The 17,416-nt window shown below is 36.9% G+C and carries 27 protein-coding genes; 7 read left to right on the top strand and 20 right to left on the bottom strand.

Translation table 11 applies throughout. The annotated features are described in order from the left end of the window. Window positions 1-5 precede the first annotated feature (5 nt). The 7 genes from F601_RS0110380 to F601_RS0110350 all read right to left on the bottom strand — a co-directional run bounded on the left by F601_RS0110380 (window position 6) and on the right by F601_RS0110350 (window position 3,715). Window positions 6-1,115, bottom strand: coding sequence for an ATP-binding protein (locus F601_RS0110380; RefSeq protein WP_018165620.1), 1,110 nt, complete (start codon window positions 1,113-1,115; stop codon window positions 6-8). A gap of 12 nt (window positions 1,116-1,127) precedes the next feature. Continuing rightward, window positions 1,128-2,417: an AAA family ATPase gene (locus F601_RS0110375; RefSeq protein WP_018165619.1), complete on the bottom strand. Its 1,290-nt coding sequence runs from the start codon at window positions 2,415-2,417 to the stop codon at window positions 1,128-1,130. After that, the gene (locus tag F601_RS13325; RefSeq protein WP_018165618.1) at window positions 2,404-2,577 is read right to left on the bottom strand and encodes a hypothetical protein; all 174 of its coding nucleotides are present in this window, start codon (window positions 2,575-2,577) and stop codon (window positions 2,404-2,406) included. Before F601_RS13325 ends, F601_RS0110375 begins: the two co-directional genes overlap by 14 nt. Then, window positions 2,574-2,714, bottom strand: coding sequence for a hypothetical protein (locus F601_RS13150; protein ID WP_018165617.1), 141 nt, complete (start codon window positions 2,712-2,714; stop codon window positions 2,574-2,576). Before F601_RS13150 ends, F601_RS13325 begins: the two co-directional genes overlap by 4 nt. Further along, the gene (locus F601_RS13320) at window positions 2,714-2,854 is read right to left on the bottom strand and encodes a hypothetical protein (protein ID WP_018165616.1); all 141 of its coding nucleotides are present in this window, start codon (window positions 2,852-2,854) and stop codon (window positions 2,714-2,716) included. The genes F601_RS13150 and F601_RS13320 overlap by 1 nt, the downstream gene beginning before the upstream one ends. A gap of 2 nt (window positions 2,855-2,856) precedes the next feature. Beyond that, the gene (locus F601_RS13715; RefSeq protein WP_428835784.1) at window positions 2,857-3,189 is read right to left on the bottom strand and encodes an excisionase; all 333 of its coding nucleotides are present in this window, start codon (window positions 3,187-3,189) and stop codon (window positions 2,857-2,859) included. A 331-nt stretch (window positions 3,190-3,520) separates the two neighbouring features. Beyond that, window positions 3,521-3,715 (bottom strand): helix-turn-helix domain-containing protein, encoded by a 195-nt coding sequence (locus F601_RS0110350; protein ID WP_018165614.1) that lies wholly within the window; start codon window positions 3,713-3,715, stop codon window positions 3,521-3,523. A gap of 221 nt (window positions 3,716-3,936) precedes the next feature. Between F601_RS0110350 and F601_RS0110345 the strand changes: the two genes are divergently transcribed. From F601_RS0110345 to F601_RS0110335, 3 genes are all read left to right on the top strand, one after another. Beyond that, window positions 3,937-4,119 carry a YegP family protein gene (locus F601_RS0110345; RefSeq protein WP_018165613.1) on the top strand — a complete coding sequence of 61 codons (183 nt, stop codon included), beginning with the start codon at window positions 3,937-3,939 and terminating at the stop codon, window positions 4,117-4,119. Between the two features lie 157 nt (window positions 4,120-4,276). Further along, window positions 4,277-4,966: a DUF4145 domain-containing protein gene (locus F601_RS0110340; protein WP_018165612.1), complete on the top strand. Its 690-nt coding sequence runs from the start codon at window positions 4,277-4,279 to the stop codon at window positions 4,964-4,966. A gap of 138 nt (window positions 4,967-5,104) precedes the next feature. Then, the gene (locus F601_RS0110335) at window positions 5,105-5,485 is read left to right on the top strand and encodes a hypothetical protein (protein WP_018165611.1); all 381 of its coding nucleotides are present in this window, start codon (window positions 5,105-5,107) and stop codon (window positions 5,483-5,485) included. A gap of 1 nt (window position 5,486) precedes the next feature. On the opposite strand, the gene F601_RS13255 is transcribed toward F601_RS0110335, so the two are convergent. From F601_RS13255 to F601_RS0110320, 3 genes are read right to left on the bottom strand one after another with little or no spacing between them, the layout of a single operon-like run. Beyond that, a complete protein-coding gene (locus F601_RS13255) occupies window positions 5,487-5,645 on the bottom strand; it encodes a hypothetical protein (RefSeq protein WP_018165610.1) in 159 nt (52 codons plus the stop codon). A 26-nt stretch (window positions 5,646-5,671) separates the two neighbouring features. Next, complete coding sequence (locus F601_RS0110325; RefSeq protein ID WP_018165609.1) at window positions 5,672-5,920, bottom strand: helix-turn-helix domain-containing protein; 249 nt, start codon at window positions 5,918-5,920, stop codon at window positions 5,672-5,674. Beyond that, entirely contained in the window at window positions 5,907-6,083 is a 177-nt protein-coding gene (locus F601_RS0110320) for a helix-turn-helix domain-containing protein (protein ID WP_026183191.1), read from the bottom strand. Before F601_RS0110320 ends, F601_RS0110325 begins: the two co-directional genes overlap by 14 nt. 167 nt (window positions 6,084-6,250) lie before the next feature. On the opposite strand from F601_RS0110320, the gene F601_RS0110315 reads away from it, so the two are divergent. Further along, complete coding sequence (locus F601_RS0110315) at window positions 6,251-6,463, top strand: hypothetical protein (protein ID WP_018165607.1); 213 nt, start codon at window positions 6,251-6,253, stop codon at window positions 6,461-6,463. On the opposite strand, the gene F601_RS0110310 is transcribed toward F601_RS0110315, so the two are convergent. Together F601_RS0110310 and F601_RS13140 are read right to left on the bottom strand one after the other, a co-directional pair. Beyond that, window positions 6,456-6,656 carry a hypothetical protein gene (locus tag F601_RS0110310; RefSeq protein ID WP_018165606.1) on the bottom strand — a complete coding sequence of 67 codons (201 nt, stop codon included), beginning with the start codon at window positions 6,654-6,656 and terminating at the stop codon, window positions 6,456-6,458. The two genes, F601_RS0110315 and F601_RS0110310, sit on opposite strands and share 8 nt — an antisense overlap. Window positions 6,657-6,817: 161 nt before the next feature. Beyond that, complete coding sequence (locus F601_RS13140; RefSeq protein WP_018165605.1) at window positions 6,818-6,964, bottom strand: hypothetical protein; 147 nt, start codon at window positions 6,962-6,964, stop codon at window positions 6,818-6,820. 153 nt (window positions 6,965-7,117) lie between these two features. Here F601_RS13140 and F601_RS0110300 point away from each other — a divergent pair, with 153 nt between their 5' ends. The 3 genes from F601_RS0110300 to F601_RS0110290 all read left to right on the top strand — a co-directional run bounded on the left by F601_RS0110300 (window position 7,118) and on the right by F601_RS0110290 (window position 9,799). Continuing rightward, the gene (locus F601_RS0110300) at window positions 7,118-7,882 is read left to right on the top strand and encodes an XRE family transcriptional regulator (RefSeq protein ID WP_018165604.1); all 765 of its coding nucleotides are present in this window, start codon (window positions 7,118-7,120) and stop codon (window positions 7,880-7,882) included. Window positions 7,883-7,930: 48 nt separating this feature from the next. After that, window positions 7,931-8,530, top strand: a complete 600-nt coding sequence (locus F601_RS0110295; RefSeq protein ID WP_018165603.1) for a CD20-like domain-containing protein — start codon at window positions 7,931-7,933, stop codon at window positions 8,528-8,530. A gap of 126 nt (window positions 8,531-8,656) precedes the next feature. Beyond that, complete coding sequence (locus F601_RS0110290; RefSeq protein WP_018165602.1) at window positions 8,657-9,799, top strand: tyrosine-type recombinase/integrase; 1,143 nt, start codon at window positions 8,657-8,659, stop codon at window positions 9,797-9,799. Between the two features lie 88 nt (window positions 9,800-9,887). Here the strand turns inward: F601_RS0110290 and F601_RS0110285 are convergent, their stop codons facing one another. The 8 genes from F601_RS0110285 to recN all read right to left on the bottom strand — a co-directional run bounded on the left by F601_RS0110285 (window position 9,888) and on the right by recN (window position 17,416). Further along, the gene (locus F601_RS0110285; RefSeq protein WP_018165601.1) at window positions 9,888-10,163 is read right to left on the bottom strand and encodes an HU family DNA-binding protein; all 276 of its coding nucleotides are present in this window, start codon (window positions 10,161-10,163) and stop codon (window positions 9,888-9,890) included. An 89-nt stretch (window positions 10,164-10,252) separates the two neighbouring features. After that, entirely contained in the window at window positions 10,253-10,858 is a 606-nt protein-coding gene (locus tag F601_RS0110280) for a YpmS family protein (protein WP_018165600.1), read from the bottom strand. Continuing rightward, window positions 10,827-11,672 carry an SGNH/GDSL hydrolase family protein gene (locus F601_RS0110275; protein WP_018165599.1) on the bottom strand — a complete coding sequence of 282 codons (846 nt, stop codon included), beginning with the start codon at window positions 11,670-11,672 and terminating at the stop codon, window positions 10,827-10,829. Before F601_RS0110275 ends, F601_RS0110280 begins: the two co-directional genes overlap by 32 nt. Beyond that, window positions 11,665-12,501, bottom strand: a complete 837-nt coding sequence (locus F601_RS0110270) for a DegV family protein (RefSeq protein WP_018165598.1) — start codon at window positions 12,499-12,501, stop codon at window positions 11,665-11,667. The genes F601_RS0110275 and F601_RS0110270 overlap by 8 nt, the downstream gene beginning before the upstream one ends. A gap of 479 nt (window positions 12,502-12,980) precedes the next feature. Then, window positions 12,981-14,324 carry a type I glutamate--ammonia ligase gene (gene glnA, locus F601_RS0110265; protein WP_018165597.1) on the bottom strand — a complete coding sequence of 448 codons (1,344 nt, stop codon included), beginning with the start codon at window positions 14,322-14,324 and terminating at the stop codon, window positions 12,981-12,983. Between the two features lie 86 nt (window positions 14,325-14,410). Next, window positions 14,411-14,779, bottom strand: a complete 369-nt coding sequence (locus tag F601_RS0110260) for a MerR family transcriptional regulator (RefSeq protein WP_018165596.1) — start codon at window positions 14,777-14,779, stop codon at window positions 14,411-14,413. 89 nt (window positions 14,780-14,868) lie between these two features. Beyond that, the gene (locus tag F601_RS0110255; RefSeq protein ID WP_155979167.1) at window positions 14,869-15,414 is read right to left on the bottom strand and encodes an FUSC family protein; all 546 of its coding nucleotides are present in this window, start codon (window positions 15,412-15,414) and stop codon (window positions 14,869-14,871) included. Window positions 15,415-15,745: 331 nt separating this feature from the next. Next, window positions 15,746-17,416 carry a DNA repair protein RecN gene (recN, locus tag F601_RS0110250; RefSeq protein WP_018165594.1) on the bottom strand — a complete coding sequence of 557 codons (1,671 nt, stop codon included), beginning with the start codon at window positions 17,414-17,416 and terminating at the stop codon, window positions 15,746-15,748.

Here is a 17,416-nt window from a genome sequence, read left to right as displayed (position 1 = left end):
CGCTTCTAAAATGGCAAAATACGATTTTCTTTAATCAGTTCAAAGACTTGTGCCCATGCAGATACTAAGACACCGTTAATAAATTCAGGGTCGTACATGATAACTGGAGTATCTACTGGATAGTAACCTTTCTGAGCCACTGCCTTTTGAATTTCCAATTCTGTGACTTGGTTCTGAATCATTAAATCACGTAGGGCAGTTGGTAGGGCTAAATGTGGTTCTTGGTATGGTTGACGTTCAGGTGCAGGACTTGTTAGAGCATCTGGAGCTTTCCCAAGTTCTTCCTGTGGTTGTGTCTGTGGTTGTGGTTCTGGTTTTGGTACCGGCATTTCTGTCGGTTGCTGTGGTGCTTGTGTAGGTTGTTCTGGTAAGCGGTCAGGTTGCGATACTTGAGGTTGTGCAAAGATATGTGCGATAGATCCAAAATCCAAAGGTAATTCTGGTGGTAAGCCGTGACGGTTCTTAGCGTCCCAAGCTGGGTGATGCTCCGTATAGAGGACACGCGCTCCGCCTGTCGCTTTCTTCTTGCCGTTGTCAGCCGTCATCACTGTCGTCTTGTAATTGGCAAAGAGAACCATGTCCGCCCATTCTTTGACCAGTGGTGCTGTCTGTGAGCTTGTTTTCTTGCCTAGCTTAAGCTCCCAACGGTCATAAGCTCCCATCTCGTCAGGCTGCTCAAATTTGCGCATTTGAGCGTGTGCAGTCAGCACCACATTGATACCAAGGTCTACTAATTCACCAAGCAGGTTCAGGAAACGCCCCATCTCTTCTTTGGTGTAGGTATAGCCATTGCCCCAGCCAAAATCTTCAATACCTTTCTTGCCGTGTTGAGCACAGACATCATCAATAATCAGTGCTTCCGCCCAGTCGATGGTGTCAACGACTAGTGTTCTGCAAACGGTTGGATTTGCTTTGATAAAAGCGATTTGATTTTTAAGCATGGTATAGCTTGATGGTTTATCCATGCGTGCCACGTCCATGTTGTCCGTTGAGCCTTCTGTGTCGATGAAGAGCGGTTCGGGAAATTGTGCTGCAAAGCTTGACTTCCCGATGCCTTCAGGTCCATAGATAACTACTTTTTGAGCTCGTGCTCGTTTTCCTCTTGTAATTTGCATGAGTATTCCTTTCTAAAATGTGCCAGCTTGGAATGATGGTTTTTGAGTTGCCTGATGTGCTTCATTAATGATTGAGTAGCCGTCTTCAATCAAGATAGAACATTCGTCGCCAGTTGACACTCGGGTAGCGATAGCTTGTAAGCCTTCTTGCTCAAGCCATTTCCCAAACTGTTCAAGCGTGATAGTATCCATCTGCTCTAGCTTATCAATCAAAACAAAGCCACAGTCAGGTTTTAGTTTTCGGACAATCGCGGTCGCTACCATGAGTTGTTGAGAGCCTGACATGTTATCCCATTCTTGCCCTTGGTATAACAAGTTACCATCTGAGACCGTCAATCCCTCTAGTGGTAAGTCTGCATTAGCTAACAAGTCACGTTGAGCCTGACGCATTTCTTCTACTTTGGCAGATAGTGCATTGTATTGCTCGCGCTGTTGCTTAGCGTCCTCTTCAGCTTTATCTTTGTCCAGATTGGTTCTGACTTTGAGGTTGATTTGTTCAATGTTGGCAATATTTTCTTCAATCTCTGCAGTCGATTGGTCATGCAGATCCACAGCGTCCATATTAGCCACTTTCAAGTCTTCGCTAAGCTGATTAGTCTTAGCTTCGGCTTCAGCTAGTAATTTGCGTAAGCGGTCAACTTCCAAGATGGATTGGTCGTACTCCTGACGGATTCTGTCCACGTTTTGACGTTTACGAGCATTCTCTCCGTTAATCGCAAAGATTTCTTGTTGTTGTTGGATAAGTTCCGAAATGCTGACCATTTCTTTTGGAGCATCAGGGTAGTAAGGGATTTCTTTTGCGAACTTTTCTTTTTGGTCAGCGATGACGCCAATCGCGTGACGTTGGCTGTAATACTCTTGCTCCTGTCGTTCTAGTTCCGCTAGTTTGTCACCGACACCAATAATTTTTAAAAGCGTCTGAGATTTTTCTTTTGGCGTGCTTTCCATAAATTTAGGTAGATTGATGGCGAGCTCTTCCACAAAGCTGTCAAGCAATTGCTGACCTGCTTTATTTCCTGCTGGGTCAATGACTTTCAGAGCGCTATTTTTGCCCTTGCGTTCCACAATGAGCCCGTTCGACATAGTCACTCTTAACGTTGGGGGTACCATAGAGCCTTCACGCGCTGCTTGACTAGGCTTGTACTTGTTACCGCCAAGAGCCCAAGCAATACTATCAAGGACGCTTGTTTTACCTTGGTTATTGTTACCACCAATCACCGTTAAACCTGCTGGTGACGGTTCAATTTTAACGGCTTTGATACGTTTGACGTTTTCAATTTCTAACTTATTAATCGTTACCATTCTTGTATGCCTTTCTAATTTCCATCTGATCAATATCATCTAATTCTGCGATACACTTTTCCAGCGTTGCAGGTAAGATAAAGCCTTTTTCGATAACCACATCCAGTAAGTTCGCTTTAGCAACGATACTAAAGTAATGCTCCTGCATTTCTTTACTCATTTGACACCTCCGTTTTGCAATGCCAAATTAATGGAATCTACAATAGTTTGTAGTCTATGAATTTCACTTTGCAGCTTATTAACTTTATTTCTGAGTAAGACATACTCTTCCATCGAGATTTCAACTGTTTCTTTCATCAGGCCACCCCAGTTCTAATTTTGACATTGAGCAATAATCCTTTGAGGTTTCGCTTTTCTTGGTCAGACAATGTCAGACCATCAATGTGCTTGTTGATCGTTTTAAACGACTCTTGTACTTTTTTCTTTTTGTTAAACATTATTATGCTCCTATTTGATTTTCAAATTTGATATTTTCCAGCATTTCTGCCAGCGTTTCTTTTTTAGGCTTGTATCGATTGCGAGATTTCCAAATCATAAAATAACGTAAACCTAGCAAATTAAAAAATGCTGTTTTATACGTAGGATTTAAGATATACTGTGAAAAATCACGATTTTCTCGCATTTCTGTAGCAATTTGTTTGGCAAAGCCTTTCTTAAAATCAACCCAATATTTCTCGATTGACTTATAACTACAATATTCTGCATCTAATGGCACTTCAATTGGCCAAAAAGTTTTCCATTCTTGTATTTTGATTTTTGACAAACCCTTCATAAGGTTTTTGTCTTCTGGATTGCTTTTCCATTTCATAAAAATTTCAAAAGCTTCAAAATGTACAAATCTCATATTCGAGTATGGATTATCAACAAAACGTGCAAAATCAGTAGTTTGTGCCATTTCATCGATAAGTTTATTTGCCATATGCTTAGTCATACCAGCATATTTATCTGAAATTTGTTCAGCTAATCCCCACTCTGCCTTTTCATGACTCTTAACAGGCATAAAGTTTATTTCCGCTTTTGGCATAACAATTCATCCCTTTCTGTGATATAATTTTCTTAGTTAATTTTATTGTGCCCCTGACCTCGTCATGGGGCTATTTTTATTAGCTTTTTGCTAATTCGTCCAGGCTCACATCAAGAGCCTTGGCGATTTTTTTTACTGTTTCAAAGTGCAAATCTTTGACCCTGCCGTCACGAAGATTGTAAATCTGAGCTGTGCCGACCCCAGCAAGCATACAAAGTTTATAGACTGTTAAATTTTTTCCAGCTAAAATTCGTTCGATATTTTTCCACAACATATTGTTTTACTCCTTACCAATATTTATAAAATTAGTTTTAACGCTTATACAGACTTATACACTACATATAGTGTATATTTTGTTTTCGTACACTATATATTGACAATAATGTATTTTTGATATATAATTTGCCCATGACAACCAGGAAAATAAATCCAACTTTAACTACCAAATCTAGTGATTTCCTCCTGTGCGTCAAATTCCAAAGAAAGGAGAACGATATGTATTTCGTTATATATAAATCAAAAAACGATCAATACTATTTTGTGATAAAAGGTGCTAATCGAGAAGTTGTTGCCACAAGTGAAACATATTACTATAAATCAACAGCCGAACGCACAATTGATTCAATCAAAAACAGTATTTCTCCAAATTCAAATGTCATTGACATGACTGATGATTAAATAACGAGATAAGTTCTGCCGAACTCTCTAATAAAATATCTTTATTTTTCTCCAAATTTTCAATAGTTTGGAGTTTTTTTATTATCGAATCCAAGTTATCCATACTCTCACCCCTTTCTAAAATGGTATAATTAAATAAAACGATTGGAGAAATATTATGATATTTCAAGCAAAAATAACTTCTTCTGTTTCTAGACCTGTAACTATCGATGATAGCTGTCCAAATTGTAAAAAACCAACAAATCCAGATCTTGTGAACTCTTCTTATTTTTCTCTCGGTGAAGAAAAAACAAGCTTGGTTTTAACATTTCGATGTTTAGGTTGTAAGCACTTCTGGACAGAGGAATTTATAGCAACAAGGTATCAAATTAATCCCTACACCGATAAATACGAAATCGAACATCTTAAAGTCACTCCTAATCTCCCTAGCGATATACCTATATCTGATGATGTAGAGATAGTTTCTCCAATTGGAAAACAAATTTATGTTCAAGCCCTAAAAGCAGAACATGAACAACTCGACCACATCGCAGGAATCGGCTATCGAAAGGCACTTGAGTTTTTTGTTAAAGATTTCTCTATTGTCACAAATCCTGATGATGAAGATAAAATCATTAAAATGCCATTAAAACAGGTTATTGAAAAATATATCAAGGATGATGATCTTAAAACATTTGCACTAGCATCTGCTTATATTGGCAATGATGAAGGTCATTACTATAGAAATAATCCTGATAAAGATTTTTCTCATCTTAAAAATTACCTTCACGGAGTTATTCACTACATGGAAATGAAACTCAATTTTCTTGATGCTCAAGAACTTGTAAACCGTTCGAAGAAATCTTAGAATCAATTTCATCGACTTTTTTAGCTATATAAGTTACAGTTCTCAGTATTTCATTGAGGGCTGTTCTTTCTAATTCGTTCATAAAATTCCTTTCTAATTTGATATAATAGTCTTAAAAACGATTGGAGAATAAATCTCATGGAAGATTTTCAATTTTGGCTCACTTTAGGAACTGCAACAATTCCAGCTGCAATAACGGGTTCACTAAGTTTCTTCGCATCATGGATGAAGAATCGCTCTGAAATAAAACAGATAGAGAAAAAACACCAGAATGACCTAGAAAAACTTGAGAAGCAATATAAGCATGATTTCGATGCTATTGAAAAAAATCATTTACAAGAAATTGAAAAAATGAAGGAAGCTCACAAACTAGAACTAGAAAACATTCAAAAACATTCAGAGGCTGAGCTAACAAATACGGTCACAAAAGAATTCATGTCTATTTTAGGAACTGCTATGGCTCCTGCTTTATCTAAACATCTTGAAAATACTGATATATTCAACCAACCACAGAAGTAGGCTATTTGCCACTTCTTTTTTTATAATCTTCCATGACTCGCTTATACATTGCGTCGCGGTCTTTTTTTGAAAGATAGCTCGATAACAAGTATGCAAACAATGAAAATAATACGGATGCTATTGTAGATATAAGCAACACTAATAAAGTCTGTTCGTTCATCCTCTCCTCCTTTCATTTCTTCTTATCTAGCACCTTACGTATTTCACGTTTCGTGAAGTTGAATCTGTAAAAATATCGCCTATATCTTTATTGAAAAGATTGGCGATTCTATACATCTCTGTCAATTTAAAATCTGTACGTCCCAGCTCTTTCATACGATAGCTGTTTTCAGAGATATCCAGCTTTTTTGCCATCTGAGCTTGTGTCAGTCCTGCTTTTTTTCGTAATTCATACAGTTTGATTTGCATTCTATCACCCCTTTCATCTAAATTCATCTAGGCTGACATCTAATGCGTCAGCGATTTTAACCATCTTATTAAAAGAAATATCTTTCTTCCCGATGTTCATGATTGTGTTGTAGCTAATTCCTGTTTTTTTAGCTAGTTCTGTTTTACTCATTCCTCTATCAATGAGAAGTTTACTTAATGTTTTTTTCATATTATGTTGAAAAATCAACATCTTGCGGTTTACTTTCTATTATGACACAAGATATTGTGTTTCTATCTCCTTTCTGTTATAATTGTGTGTATGACAATTCGATTGAATAAGACCTCTTAACTCCTTATGAAAATCGCTAGTCAAATATTATAGAAAGGAGAATCATTATGGCTACATATTGTTACAATGACAATTCGGATTTTTATGGAAATCATGAAGTTCACAAATATTCTTGCAATCATCTTCCTGACCCACATAATCGTACTTATCTAGGTGAATATGATTATGACTTTCAAGCTATGGAAGCTGCTCGCCGAGAACGCCCTCTTTGGTCGTTTGATGGTTGCGCCTACTGCATGCCTATCTATCATACTAGTTAATATCCTGAGTTGCTCTATGCAACTCTTTTACGTGTTCACGATTTATGTGAACCATTTTTCTATACTCCTCAACGGAACCGTACTTCAGTGCTTCCAAGAAAAACTTACGCTCATCAGTAAGCATTTTTCTCAAGAACTTACACTCGTTTCTAAGTTCTTTGTTCTCAAATTTTAATCGCTCAATTTTATTCATTACATCTTCCTTTTTACTCTTATTTCTTCTTATCCCCTGCATAAATGGCAACCAAGACAGCGACAGCTGCTACAACAAGAATACAAAACATTGCTTTTTCCTCCTTTTTTATTTATAATAATAGCCAAGAGGAGTTGCCCCTCCTCTCAACTATCTAGCGTTTACCTTTTCCACTTGCGGGGTTTCGGTTGACGCTTTTTTTGTTGCTCTTTAATACTAACGTACCAAGAGCGAGCTTCCTTTGAGATTGCTACTGCAATCCCGACACCAGTTACAACTCTTGCGAGCCAAGTATCTAAGTCGTTCATTGGACTTGCCTCCTTTCTCGGTCATTTCCTTGACCTTGATTATATTATACTTCACTTTACGTGAAGTGTCAACAGTTTTTTTAAGAAAAATACAAAAAACTTTTCAATCCGTGAATTTTTGTGGTATACTCTTATGTAAAAGGAGGTAAGCTTATGACTGATGAAGAACTAGCTCTCTATATTGGTTCCAAAATTAAAGAATTCAGGAAACTAAAAGGGTTAACACAAAAAGAATTAGCCCAAAAGATTGATATGGGAGATACAACTATTGCTAACTACGAAAAAGGATTTCGAACACCTAAAAAGAATACTTTATTTAAATTAGCGAATGCATTTGATATTTCAATAGACGACCTGTTTCCGCCTATTGATAAAACTACTGTCCCCGCAGAAGCCCCTAAGATCGTCTCTGACGAAGTTTTAAGATTAGATATGGATTTGAATCAGAATAATCACAAAAACTGGATACGGTATGGAAATAAGCTCTTGGATGGACAAAATACAGTAGAAGATAGTAAGAATACAGTAAACGAACCTCTATCCATATACTATACATACAACTACTACGATCAACCAGCTTCAGCAGGCACAGGTCAGTATCTAAACGATGTTCAAGTCGAACAGATCGAATTACCAGTCAAAGTAGATGCTGATTTTGTCGTTCCAATCTACGGAGACTCCATGGAACCAGACTATCATTCTGGTGATTATATCTTTGTGAAGTTATCTGTTAACTTATCTGACGGTGATATAGGAGTGTTTGAGTATTATGGCGATGCATATATCAAACAACTTCACATTAATCAAGATGGAGCATTCCTACACAGTCTAAACTCAGAATACAAAGATATAAAAATCGACAGAGATAGCGACTTCCGAATCATTGGAGAAGTTGTAGACGTTTATAGAGAAAAATAAAAATATGTGCAAAAACTGAACCACATTAAAAGCTGAAGGAGAAAATATATGAAAAATGACGAAAAGAAAGTCCTTGGGATTTTAGCCATTGTTTTCGGCGCTATCGCCCTTCTTGGGTCGTGGATACCAATTTTAAACAATGTATCTTTCGTTATTGCAATTCCTGCGGTAATCTTGGGTATTATTGGTTTGGTAGTCAATCGAAAAAATAAGAAAACTCTAGCTATCATCGGAACTGTTCTTTCTGTAGTTGCGATGGTTGTAGTTTTGATGACGCAGTCAATGTATGGGAAAGCTCTCGACGAAGCTAGTAAAGCTGTTGATGAGTCTGTATCGAAAGTAGAAAAAGAAATTGAATCATCACAACAAGAAGTAGATGATAATTTCACATGGACAAAAGCTGATTTCGACGCTTTAGTTGTTGGGGATTCTTTGGAAGGAACTGGTGGAGCTAACTATAACGATGTTATTGCGAAATACGGAGAGCCCCAAAGCGAGACAGAGTCAACATCTGGCGACTATACTTCGAAGTACGTCGATTATGATACGTTCGGCGGTTCAGAATATAAAAGTGTTTCGCTTGAGTTTGTTAAACAAGCAGATGAAAGCTGGCTATTGTCTTACAAATATTCAAGTGGTTTGAAATAACACAAAAAAGCCCTACGCTCAAATTTTGGTCGAGGAGAGCGTAAGGCTAGCAGATATAGTAATTATCCAGAGTAAAAATCTGGCCTTTTACTGTACCCATTTTATCAAGAAATGAGGTAAAAATCAATGTGGACAGAACAACATAAAAGCGGAAAAGTAAATTTTATTGAAAGATATAAAGATCCATACACAGACAAGTGGAAAAGAACATCCGTACTCATGGAAAAAGACACACCACGAATTAGAAAAGAAGCTCAAAAGATACTTGATGAAAAAATTGCTAAAATCTTAAGTACTCTCAGAAGCTCTGAAATGCTCTTTACAGATCTTCTTGACCAATGGTGGGGATTTTACCAGCAAGAGATAAAACGCTCCTCTATAGCCTCTCTGAGAGGCAATATAAGGGATATTAGAGAAAGCTTTGGAATTGATATTAAGGTTGTCAATATCAACCCTAAATATGTCCAAACCTACTTGGATAACTTAGATTGTTCCAGGAACAAAAAAGAGCGTAACAAATCCATGTTGAACCTTGCCTTTGATTATGCAGTCGACCTGGACATCATCAAAGACAATCCATCAAGAAAGGCTAAACTTCCAAGGATCAAGAAGACTTTGGAAGATTGGAAAAAAGTTGAGGAAAAATATCTTGAGGAAGATGAAATCAAGCCTCTACTAAAAGAATTTGCCCGACGACCTAGCACCTACCGTTCAGCTTTACTTGCAGAATTTATGAGCCTAAACGGATGTCGTATTGGTGAAGCGGTTTGCATTGAACCCCATAACTATGATTTTGAAACCAAGGTGCTACAACTCCATGGGACATTTGACCACACTGAGGGCTATCGTAATGGTGAGAAGACAGACCCCAAAACACTAGCCTCTTATCGTGAAACCATCATGACAACTAGGGAAATGGAAATCATTCAAGAGCTTGAGTTCATGAATGAGCTAGAAAAGAATACCAACCCACGGTATAGGGATATGGGATACATATTTACAACAAAGAACGGTGTCCCAATCCAGACCAATGCCTTCAACCTGGCACTCAAGAAAGCAAATGAAAGGTTAGATAAACCGATTCAGAAAAATCTGACCAGTCACATCTTCCGACATACTCTAGTAAGTCGCCTTGCAGAAAATAGGGTTCCCCTAAAAGCAATCATGGACCGTGTAGGCCATGCAGATGCAAAGACAACTACCCAAATTTATACCCACATAACTAAAAAACTTAAGGCAAATGTAGCCGAAATCATGGAAAATTACTGATTTTATGCCCCAAAAATGCCCCAAAACATAGCAAAAAGCCTATTGCACAACGTAGAAACGTTGATACAATAGGCTTTTTAGAGCTGAATTATTTTACAGCGTCTTTAAGAGCTTTACCAGCTTTGAATGCTGGAACTTTTGAAGCTGCAATTTCAATTTCTTCACCAGTTTGTGGGTTGCGACCTTTACGAGCTGCACGTTCACGAACTTCAAAGTTACCAAAACCGATCAATTGTACTTTATCTCCTTCAGCAAGGAAGCCTTCGATAGCTGCAAATACAGCATCAACAGCAGCTGCTGAGTCTTTCTTAGTCAATTCAGTTGCTTCAGCAACTTTTGCAATCAAATCTTGTTTGTTAGCCATTTAACAAATCCTCCAATATTTTTTAAGCGATAACGCTTTAACATGTATTATCATATCGAAAAAAGGGCATTAGGTCAAGTATTTAACGCCTATTTATTGGTTTTCTTATAAATATCAAAGCTGATATTATCATTAACAAGATTGAGCGAAGTAGCCTCTAAGTATACGCCCTCACTATTATCCAATTCTTGTACATTGATGGTAATTGCAGACTCTTTTGGCTCAACTTGAATAATCTCAGGCAAATTGTAACTTGATTTAATGTATTTCAGGACCTGCTCCTCAGGAAGAGGTAAGGTCCCAACTGAAAAGGAAGTGACTTCTAATTGCACAGCACCATTTTCTAAACGATTTGGCTGGAAATACACATATAACGGAATTTCATATCCCAATAAAGTATAGGTTCCCTCAAATAGAATTTGTGTTGAAGCTGCATAAAGTTTGTAGGTCATACCTTTTTTTTGATATGGTTTCAGGTATGTAACAACAGTATCATTCAACTGCTCTTTAGTAGTTGTAAAGGTCCCAATTTTGACACTCTTTTTTGTTGTTTCAACAATTTTTTTCGTCTCAGGTTCCCTTACTTGAACCAATCTACTAGTAATCACACCTACAAAGGCGATATTTAAGGCAATAATCAGCAGACAAAGCCACTTCCAGCCATTAATCTTTTTTCCACTTGTCTTTTGTTTCACTGATTTCCTCCATTACAGCATTTGCCATGATTTGATAACCTACATTATTTGGATGAAAGTGGTCACCTGTAAATAAGGCGTCATTAATAACCGTAGTTTGACTACTTGATGCCTGCTCCTCAGATTCCTCTCCTTCAATTCCTTTGTAAATTAAATCATTGATCGGTACAAAATAAACGTTGTCATACTCTTTAACAATAGCTTCAGTCGCTTTATTCCAATTATCAATAATTCCCTGCATTTCAGTCATTTCGGGAAAATTTAGATAAAAAGGATTATAGATTCCCAAAACATAAATAGGAAGATTAGCATTTTCTTTTCGTGCTAAATTAATGATTTGTCTTAATCGACTTTGATATTCACTGGCAGGTTTTACAAAACTTGAAACCTCAAGCTTGGTCAAATTTTTTCTAATGACAGCCATTACATCATTACCACCAACAGTTAAAGTCATTAAATCAGCCTTCTTTAAATCCTGCTCAATCTCCGACTCTGTTTTCATGCGCTTCAAAATTTGTTTGCTCGTATTACCCGAAACGCCATAATTACTATATTCAACCTTATATTGATATGTACTTGTCAGTTCTTGAGATAAAAGTGGAATAAATCCTCCCTGATCAGTGGTATCTCCCACTCCTTCAGTTAAAGAATCACCAATTGCAATATAGGAAAACTTAACTTGTTTTTGCGATAAAAAATCTTGTTTTGTCAACTCTGTATTTGACTTTGGGATAACAGCATTCAAAATTGATACAAACAGCAAAAGGCTTACTAGAAAGAAAGTAAGCCCAGCTAAAAATCCTTTTTTATTCATAGCGTACCATCACAGCAAAGGCATCTTCTCCTGTGTGGGTTTGAATGATTGAACCAGTTTCAAGAACAGCAATCGGTGCGCCGAGCACTTCTAATTTTTCTTTAAAACCATTGGCCATATCAATACTACCGCAATAAGAAATACCAATTTCTGCTACTTTTCTTTCTTTAGCGTGCTCAATAAAGCTATCAAGCCATTTATTAAATGTCTTTGCTCCACGACCTTTAATAACAGGATTTAAGATATGATCTTTCAGTTCCATCACAACACGAATATTAAGTAGGGAACTGAGTAATCCAGTCACACGACCAATACGGCCACCTTTTACCAGATTTTCAAGTGTTGATACCCCGATAAACAATTCTGATTTTTGACGAACTTCCTCAACACGAGCCAGAACTGCTTCTAAATCTCCACCTTCTTGTGCTAATTTAGCAGCTTGAACGACTTGAAACTTCTGACATTGGTCCGTAAAGGTTGAATCAATAATAGTAACAGGTGCATTAGCAATATTGGCACCTTGACGCGCAGCTTCCACAGTTCCTGACAAGGTATGAGTAATATGGATTGATACGATGTGTTCTGCACCCTCTTTAACTAGGTTCTCATACACTTCAGCAAATACACCAACAGGTGGCTGACTTGTTTTAGGTAATTCCTTACTATTACGCATCATATTCAGGAATTTGCCCTCTTCTTTTAAATCATTATCAGAGTAAAGTTCTCCATCAACCATAACAGTCAATGGCACGACTGTAATATCATATTTTTCAACTAGTTCAGGCTCGATTGTTAATGAAGAGTCTGTTACAATTTTAATTTTACTCATTTTCTTTCCTATTCTTGATAATATCTAGTATCTAAAAAAATCGCTATTATTCAACAAAATCAATTATTATATAAAAAGCATTAAACTCAGCGACATATCATTTTCATGGGTCACTTAACATAAATGCACTAAGACCTCACAAAAATAACTACTTTTTCAAATAGTTTACTTGACAGATAGCCTGCCTACTCCCAGATGTTTTACTACCTATAATATACAGATAATAAACACATCCACAAGGGCTAAGGTCTGCTGATATGATTTTGAAGAATTATCATAAGATAGATAGCTTCATTTTTATTCTAACTGTTATTATACCAAAAATTTAAAAATGAGGCTTACTTCTTTGAAAAAATTGTTTAATAGCCTCAAATTGTCCAAAAAGTCCAAACAAAAAGGAGCCAAATAGCTCCTTAATTTTTAATTTATCAGCAATAATAATCTTTAAAAGAACAATATTTTACCTTAAATACCTATTTTTAGTAAAGATGGAGGTAGCTATCTACTTCCCATTGTGAGACGAATGTGGCATAAGACGCCCATTCAATACGTTTAGCTTCAAGGAAGTTTGTTGTGATATGTTCACCAAGTGCAGCTTTAACCACATCGTCTTCTTCTAGTGCTTTAAGAGCATTGTGAAGTGTCGATGGAAGGTCAATAATACCAGCCTCTTTACGCTCAGCAGCAGTCATAACATAGATGTTAGATTCAACTGGTGCTGGTGCTTCGATTTTATTCTCAATACCATCAAGTCCAGATTCGAGAAGAACAGTGAGGGCAAGGTAGGGATTTGCAGTTGGATCGACTGAACGGAGTTCCAAACGAGTCCCCATACCACGTGAAGCTGGAACGCGAATCAATGGCGAACGGTTGCTACCAGCCCAAGCGATATAAACTGGTGCTTCAAAACCAGGAACCAAACGTTTATAAGAGTTAACAGTTGGATTCATGATAGCAGTGTAGCTATACGCATGTTTCATCAAACCACCTAAGAAATAGTAAGCAATCTCTGACAATTGCATACCTCTTGGATCATTAGGATCAAAGAAAGCATTACCATTTTCATCAAATAGAGACATATTACAGTGCATACCTGAACCGGCGATGCCGTACTTAGGTTTTGCCATGAAAGTTGCATAAAGTCCATGCTTACGTGCAATTGTCTTAACAACAAGTTTGAAGATTTGGATATTATCACAAGCTTTCAAAACATCCGCATACTTAAAGTCAATTTCATGCTGACCAACCGCTACTTCATGGTGACTGGCTTCAACTTCAAATCCCATTTGAGTCAAAACATTCACAATTTCACGACGTGTATTATCTGCTAAGTCTGTTGGTGCAAGGTCGAAATAACCACCGTGGTCATTTACTTCAAGAGTTGGATTTCCAAGCTCATCCATTTTCAACAAGAAGAATTCTGGTTCTGGTCCTAAGTTGAAAGATTTAAAACCAGCTTTCTCCATATGGCGAAGTGCTTTTTTCAAATTACCTCGAGGATCACCTGCAAAAGGTTCACCAGCTGAAGTATAAATATCACAAATCAAACCGGCGACCGCACCGTTTTCATCACCCCAAGGGAATACTGTCCAAGTGTCTAAGTCTGGATAGAGATACATATCAGATTCGTTGATACGAACGAAACCTTCAATTGAAGAGCCATCAAACATAGCTTTGTTTGATAAAACTTTTTCAACCTGTTCATCTGTTGCAGGAATTTCAACGTTTTTCATAACACCAAGAATATCAGTGAACATCAAACGTAGGAATGTGACATTTTTTTCTTTAACTTCGCGACGAATGTCAGCTGCTGTGATTGCCATATGGTTAGGTCTCCTTCTTACCTAAAAGAATATGATATTTTCGTCTCTATTTGGAGATTTCCAAATAGAGAGGTGTCAATAGTGTATTAAACACGCCAATTACTAAATGGGGTAGGACTTGCAAAACGTCCTTGATTACGGAGTTCATCTTGTAAGATTCGACGAACATCAGCATCAGTCAAAGCCTTTTGTTTCTGAACAGCTTTTTCTTGTCTATCCGCATATTCACGTTTTATAGCTGCAATGTTTAGACCTTCATTGAGAAAATCCTTGATTTCCAATAATCTATCCATGTCATTTAGTGAATACATACGGCGATTGCCTTCCGTCCTTTCTGGTTGGATTAATCCCTGATCTTCGTAGTAGCGAATCTGACGAGCGGTTAAATCCGTCAACTTCATTACTGTACCAATCGGAAATACAGCCATTGAACGTCTGAGTTCTTTTTCTTTCATGACTCCCTCCTTTCACTTTCATATTATAGTCTGAAAAAATAACCTTGTCAATAGATAATGTTAGATTTTCTGACATCATTTTAAATTTTTTACAATCGACTGTGTATTTTCTTCCTTATCTTATCAACATCAGTATTTATTAAGGTAGCAATAAAGACACCGCAAAACGTTTCAAAGATTCTTGCAAAGACATAAACAATTGTTTCATGAGACGGAATGGACAGCGTGATGATTAGCAGAGCTGATGTCCCTCCAATAATTCCAGCCTTATTATCAATAGCTACATTAATCATAATACCCAACATGGTAAAAATTGGGACAAAAATGAGAGTTACCCAAAATTCATATCCAAAAAATTGATTGAGCAAGAAAAAAACAAGCGATAAAAAGCCACCAACACTGTTACCAATTACACGAGAAATACCAAAATGAACTGTTTTATCAAAGTCTTCTCGTAGACTGAAAACTGCTGTCAATGTACCAATTTGAGTTCCTTGCCAACCAAAAAAGTGAAAGAGTAACAGGACAGTAAATACAGCTAAACCAGTTTTTAGCGTTCGAAAACCCAGTTTAAATTTTTTTGGATCAAAGCGATAACGTGACAAGTAATTATTAAGTCTTTTTATATAAATCATAAGCATCGTCTTTTTAGTTCTACAAGTTCTCCTTTATATTTTTTATTTATTTGGCTTCAGCGGTTGATTCACAAAAAATACCCTGCCAAGATTTTTATTCAGAAATATGGATTTTCTTTAGTAACTATTCTATCATATTTTAAAGGTGACACGATAAAATAATTGACTTTTTTACGACAAATTGACTTTTTGTTCATAAAAATATATAAAATTGGGTAATGAATTGAATTTCAGCAAGTAGAACACGAACTTTTTCTTACAAAAAAAGATTGGAGTAAATCTAATTTTTAAAACTTAGATTTTATTCCAATCCATATAAGAAAAGTATGTCTTAAGATTTCAAACCAGATAATAGTTCTTTTGCTTGTTGCCTTGCAGTATTAGTCACATCTGAACCCGCCAACATCTTGGCAATTTCTTCAATTCTCTCTTCATCAGTAAGCAATCGAACTGTCGAAACTGTTGAAGTTTCACTGCTTCTCTTTTCAATAAAAAATTGATAATCAGCAATTGCAATAACTTGAGGCAAATGGGAGATTGCCAATACTTGACCATGGCTTCCGATTTTATAAATTTTTTGGGCAATTGCTTGCGCGACTCTACCCGAAACTCCGGTATCCACTTCGTCAAAAACAATACTAGTCTTATCTTCTCTGCGTGAAAAAGCTGATTTTATTGCTAGCATTAGACGTGACAACTCTCCGCCAGATGCAACTTTGACCAATGGTTTAAATCCTTCTCCAGGGTTAGTTGAGATATTAAAGGTAACAGCCTCATTTCCTTCACGATTGAATTTGCTCTTTTCAAAGTGAACTTGGAAGTCTGCTTTTTCCATATAGAGGTCTGACAACTCTTGCTTGATATCAGTTTCTAAAATCTTTGCCAATTCATGACGACCCTGACTGAGATTAGTTGCCGCTAGAACCAGCTCTTTTTCTAAGAGTTTTAACTCTTTTTCCATATCATCAGTTGATTCTTCATTTCCAGTCAAAAGACCGTATTCTTTACTGATATTATCAAAGTAATCTAGGACATCATCAACACTGCCTCCATATTTACGAGTGATACTGTTTATGACATCCAATCTAGCTTCAATTTGCTGCAATAAAGCTCCATCAAAATCTAAATCATCAATCACATCACCTAAACGTTTCGTGACTTCTTCCAGAACATAATATGACTCTGATAGGCTTGTGGACATTTCCTTGTATTCTGGATCAAAATCCTCAAGCGTTAGCAGGTCATTCATTGCCGAACGAATATTTGATAAACTAGAAAAATCATCATTATCCAACATGACATAGGCATTCGTTAAGGTATCAGCAATCTGTTTATGATTGAGCAATTTTTCACGTTGTAGCTGAAGTTCCTTGTCCTCACCTGATTTCAAAGCAACAGATTCAATTTCTGCTATTTGAAATTCCAACATCTCGATACGTGACTTATGTTCAAGCTCATTTTTCTGCTTATCTAGAACACGTTTTCTTAAACTGCGATACTGGTCAAAGCAATCTTGGTACTGCTTTTTAACTTCCCAGAAAGTTTCGTTGCCAAAAGCATCCAACATATTGATATGTCTATTGGGTTTCATTAGCTCTTCCTGATCATGTTGCCCATGAATATCAACAAGAAATTGCCCTACTGACCGTAATGTCGCTAGATTTACCATATGACCATTGATACGACTGACACTTCTTCCATTTTGAAGAATTTCTCTGCGAATAATCAACTCATCTGAAGCAAGAATACCATTGTCTTCTAAAATCGCTTTAAGCGCAGCATTATCCTTTTCAATCGAGAAAAAGCCTTCAATCTCAGCTTTCTGAGCACCATGTCGTATAACTTCGACACTAGATCGAGCTCCTAACATGAGATTCATGGCATCAATAATAATCGATTTCCCTGCACCAGTCTCACCGGTTAAAACAGTCATACCATTGTCAAATGTGAGGGAAATTTCCTCAATAATGGCAAAGTTTTTTATGGAAATTTCTAATAGCAT

Origin of the sequence: Streptococcus henryi DSM 19005 (assembly GCF_000376985.1) — a bacterium.
Taxonomy (GTDB): domain Bacteria; phylum Bacillota; class Bacilli; order Lactobacillales; family Streptococcaceae; genus Streptococcus; species Streptococcus henryi.
The sequence above is the reverse complement of the archived record's forward strand: the minus strand, read 5'-3'. Positions and strand labels throughout refer to the sequence as shown.

What these genes read in the sequence shown, in the direction of transcription:
- F601_RS0110300 (WP_018165604.1), top strand. Translation starts at nt 7,118, where the DNA reads ATGACTGATGAAGAACTAGCTCTCTATATTGGTTCCAAAATTAAAGAA.
- F601_RS0110290 (WP_018165602.1), top strand. Translation starts at nt 8,657, where the DNA reads ATGTGGACAGAACAACATAAAAGCGGAAAAGTAAATTTTATTGAAAGA.
- F601_RS0110335 (WP_018165611.1), top strand. Translation starts at nt 5,105, where the DNA reads ATGGAAGATTTTCAATTTTGGCTCACTTTAGGAACTGCAACAATTCCA.
- F601_RS0110260 (WP_018165596.1), bottom strand. Translation starts at nt 14,779, where the DNA reads ATGAAAGAAAAAGAACTCAGACGTTCAATGGCTGTATTTCCGATTGGT.
- F601_RS0110255 (WP_155979167.1), bottom strand. Translation starts at nt 15,414, where the DNA reads ATGATTTATATAAAAAGACTTAATAATTACTTGTCACGTTATCGCTTT.
- glnA (WP_018165597.1), bottom strand. Translation starts at nt 14,324, where the DNA reads ATGGCAATCACAGCAGCTGACATTCGTCGCGAAGTTAAAGAAAAAAAT.
- F601_RS0110275 (WP_018165599.1), bottom strand. Translation starts at nt 11,672, where the DNA reads ATGAATAAAAAAGGATTTTTAGCTGGGCTTACTTTCTTTCTAGTAAGC.
- F601_RS13255 (WP_018165610.1), bottom strand. Translation starts at nt 5,645, where the DNA reads ATGAACGAACAGACTTTATTAGTGTTGCTTATATCTACAATAGCATCC.
- F601_RS13715 (WP_428835784.1), bottom strand. Translation starts at nt 3,189, where the DNA reads ATGAAGGGTTTGTCAAAAATCAAAATACAAGAATGGAAAACTTTTTGG.
- F601_RS0110340 (WP_018165612.1), top strand. Translation starts at nt 4,277, where the DNA reads ATGATATTTCAAGCAAAAATAACTTCTTCTGTTTCTAGACCTGTAACT.
- F601_RS13320 (WP_018165616.1), bottom strand. Translation starts at nt 2,854, where the DNA reads ATGTTTAACAAAAAGAAAAAAGTACAAGAGTCGTTTAAAACGATCAAC.
- F601_RS0110310 (WP_018165606.1), bottom strand. Translation starts at nt 6,656, where the DNA reads ATGAATAAAATTGAGCGATTAAAATTTGAGAACAAAGAACTTAGAAAC.
- F601_RS0110345 (WP_018165613.1), top strand. Translation starts at nt 3,937, where the DNA reads ATGTATTTCGTTATATATAAATCAAAAAACGATCAATACTATTTTGTG.
- F601_RS0110320 (WP_026183191.1), bottom strand. Translation starts at nt 6,083, where the DNA reads ATGAAAAAAACATTAAGTAAACTTCTCATTGATAGAGGAATGAGTAAA.
- recN (WP_018165594.1), bottom strand. Translation starts at nt 17,416, where the DNA reads ATGCTATTAGAAATTTCCATAAAAAACTTTGCCATTATTGAGGAAATT.
- F601_RS0110350 (WP_018165614.1), bottom strand. Translation starts at nt 3,715, where the DNA reads ATGTTGTGGAAAAATATCGAACGAATTTTAGCTGGAAAAAATTTAACA.
- F601_RS0110325 (WP_018165609.1), bottom strand. Translation starts at nt 5,920, where the DNA reads ATGAATTTAGATGAAAGGGGTGATAGAATGCAAATCAAACTGTATGAA.
- F601_RS13150 (WP_018165617.1), bottom strand. Translation starts at nt 2,714, where the DNA reads ATGAAAGAAACAGTTGAAATCTCGATGGAAGAGTATGTCTTACTCAGA.
- F601_RS0110375 (WP_018165619.1), bottom strand. Translation starts at nt 2,417, where the DNA reads ATGGTAACGATTAATAAGTTAGAAATTGAAAACGTCAAACGTATCAAA.
- F601_RS13140 (WP_018165605.1), bottom strand. Translation starts at nt 6,964, where the DNA reads ATGAACGACTTAGATACTTGGCTCGCAAGAGTTGTAACTGGTGTCGGG.
- F601_RS0110285 (WP_018165601.1), bottom strand. Translation starts at nt 10,163, where the DNA reads ATGGCTAACAAACAAGATTTGATTGCAAAAGTTGCTGAAGCAACTGAA.
- F601_RS13325 (WP_018165618.1), bottom strand. Translation starts at nt 2,577, where the DNA reads ATGAGTAAAGAAATGCAGGAGCATTACTTTAGTATCGTTGCTAAAGCG.
- F601_RS0110295 (WP_018165603.1), top strand. Translation starts at nt 7,931, where the DNA reads ATGAAAAATGACGAAAAGAAAGTCCTTGGGATTTTAGCCATTGTTTTC.
- F601_RS0110315 (WP_018165607.1), top strand. Translation starts at nt 6,251, where the DNA reads ATGGCTACATATTGTTACAATGACAATTCGGATTTTTATGGAAATCAT.
- F601_RS0110270 (WP_018165598.1), bottom strand. Translation starts at nt 12,501, where the DNA reads ATGAGTAAAATTAAAATTGTAACAGACTCTTCATTAACAATCGAGCCT.
- F601_RS0110380 (WP_018165620.1), bottom strand. Translation starts at nt 1,115, where the DNA reads ATGCAAATTACAAGAGGAAAACGAGCACGAGCTCAAAAAGTAGTTATC.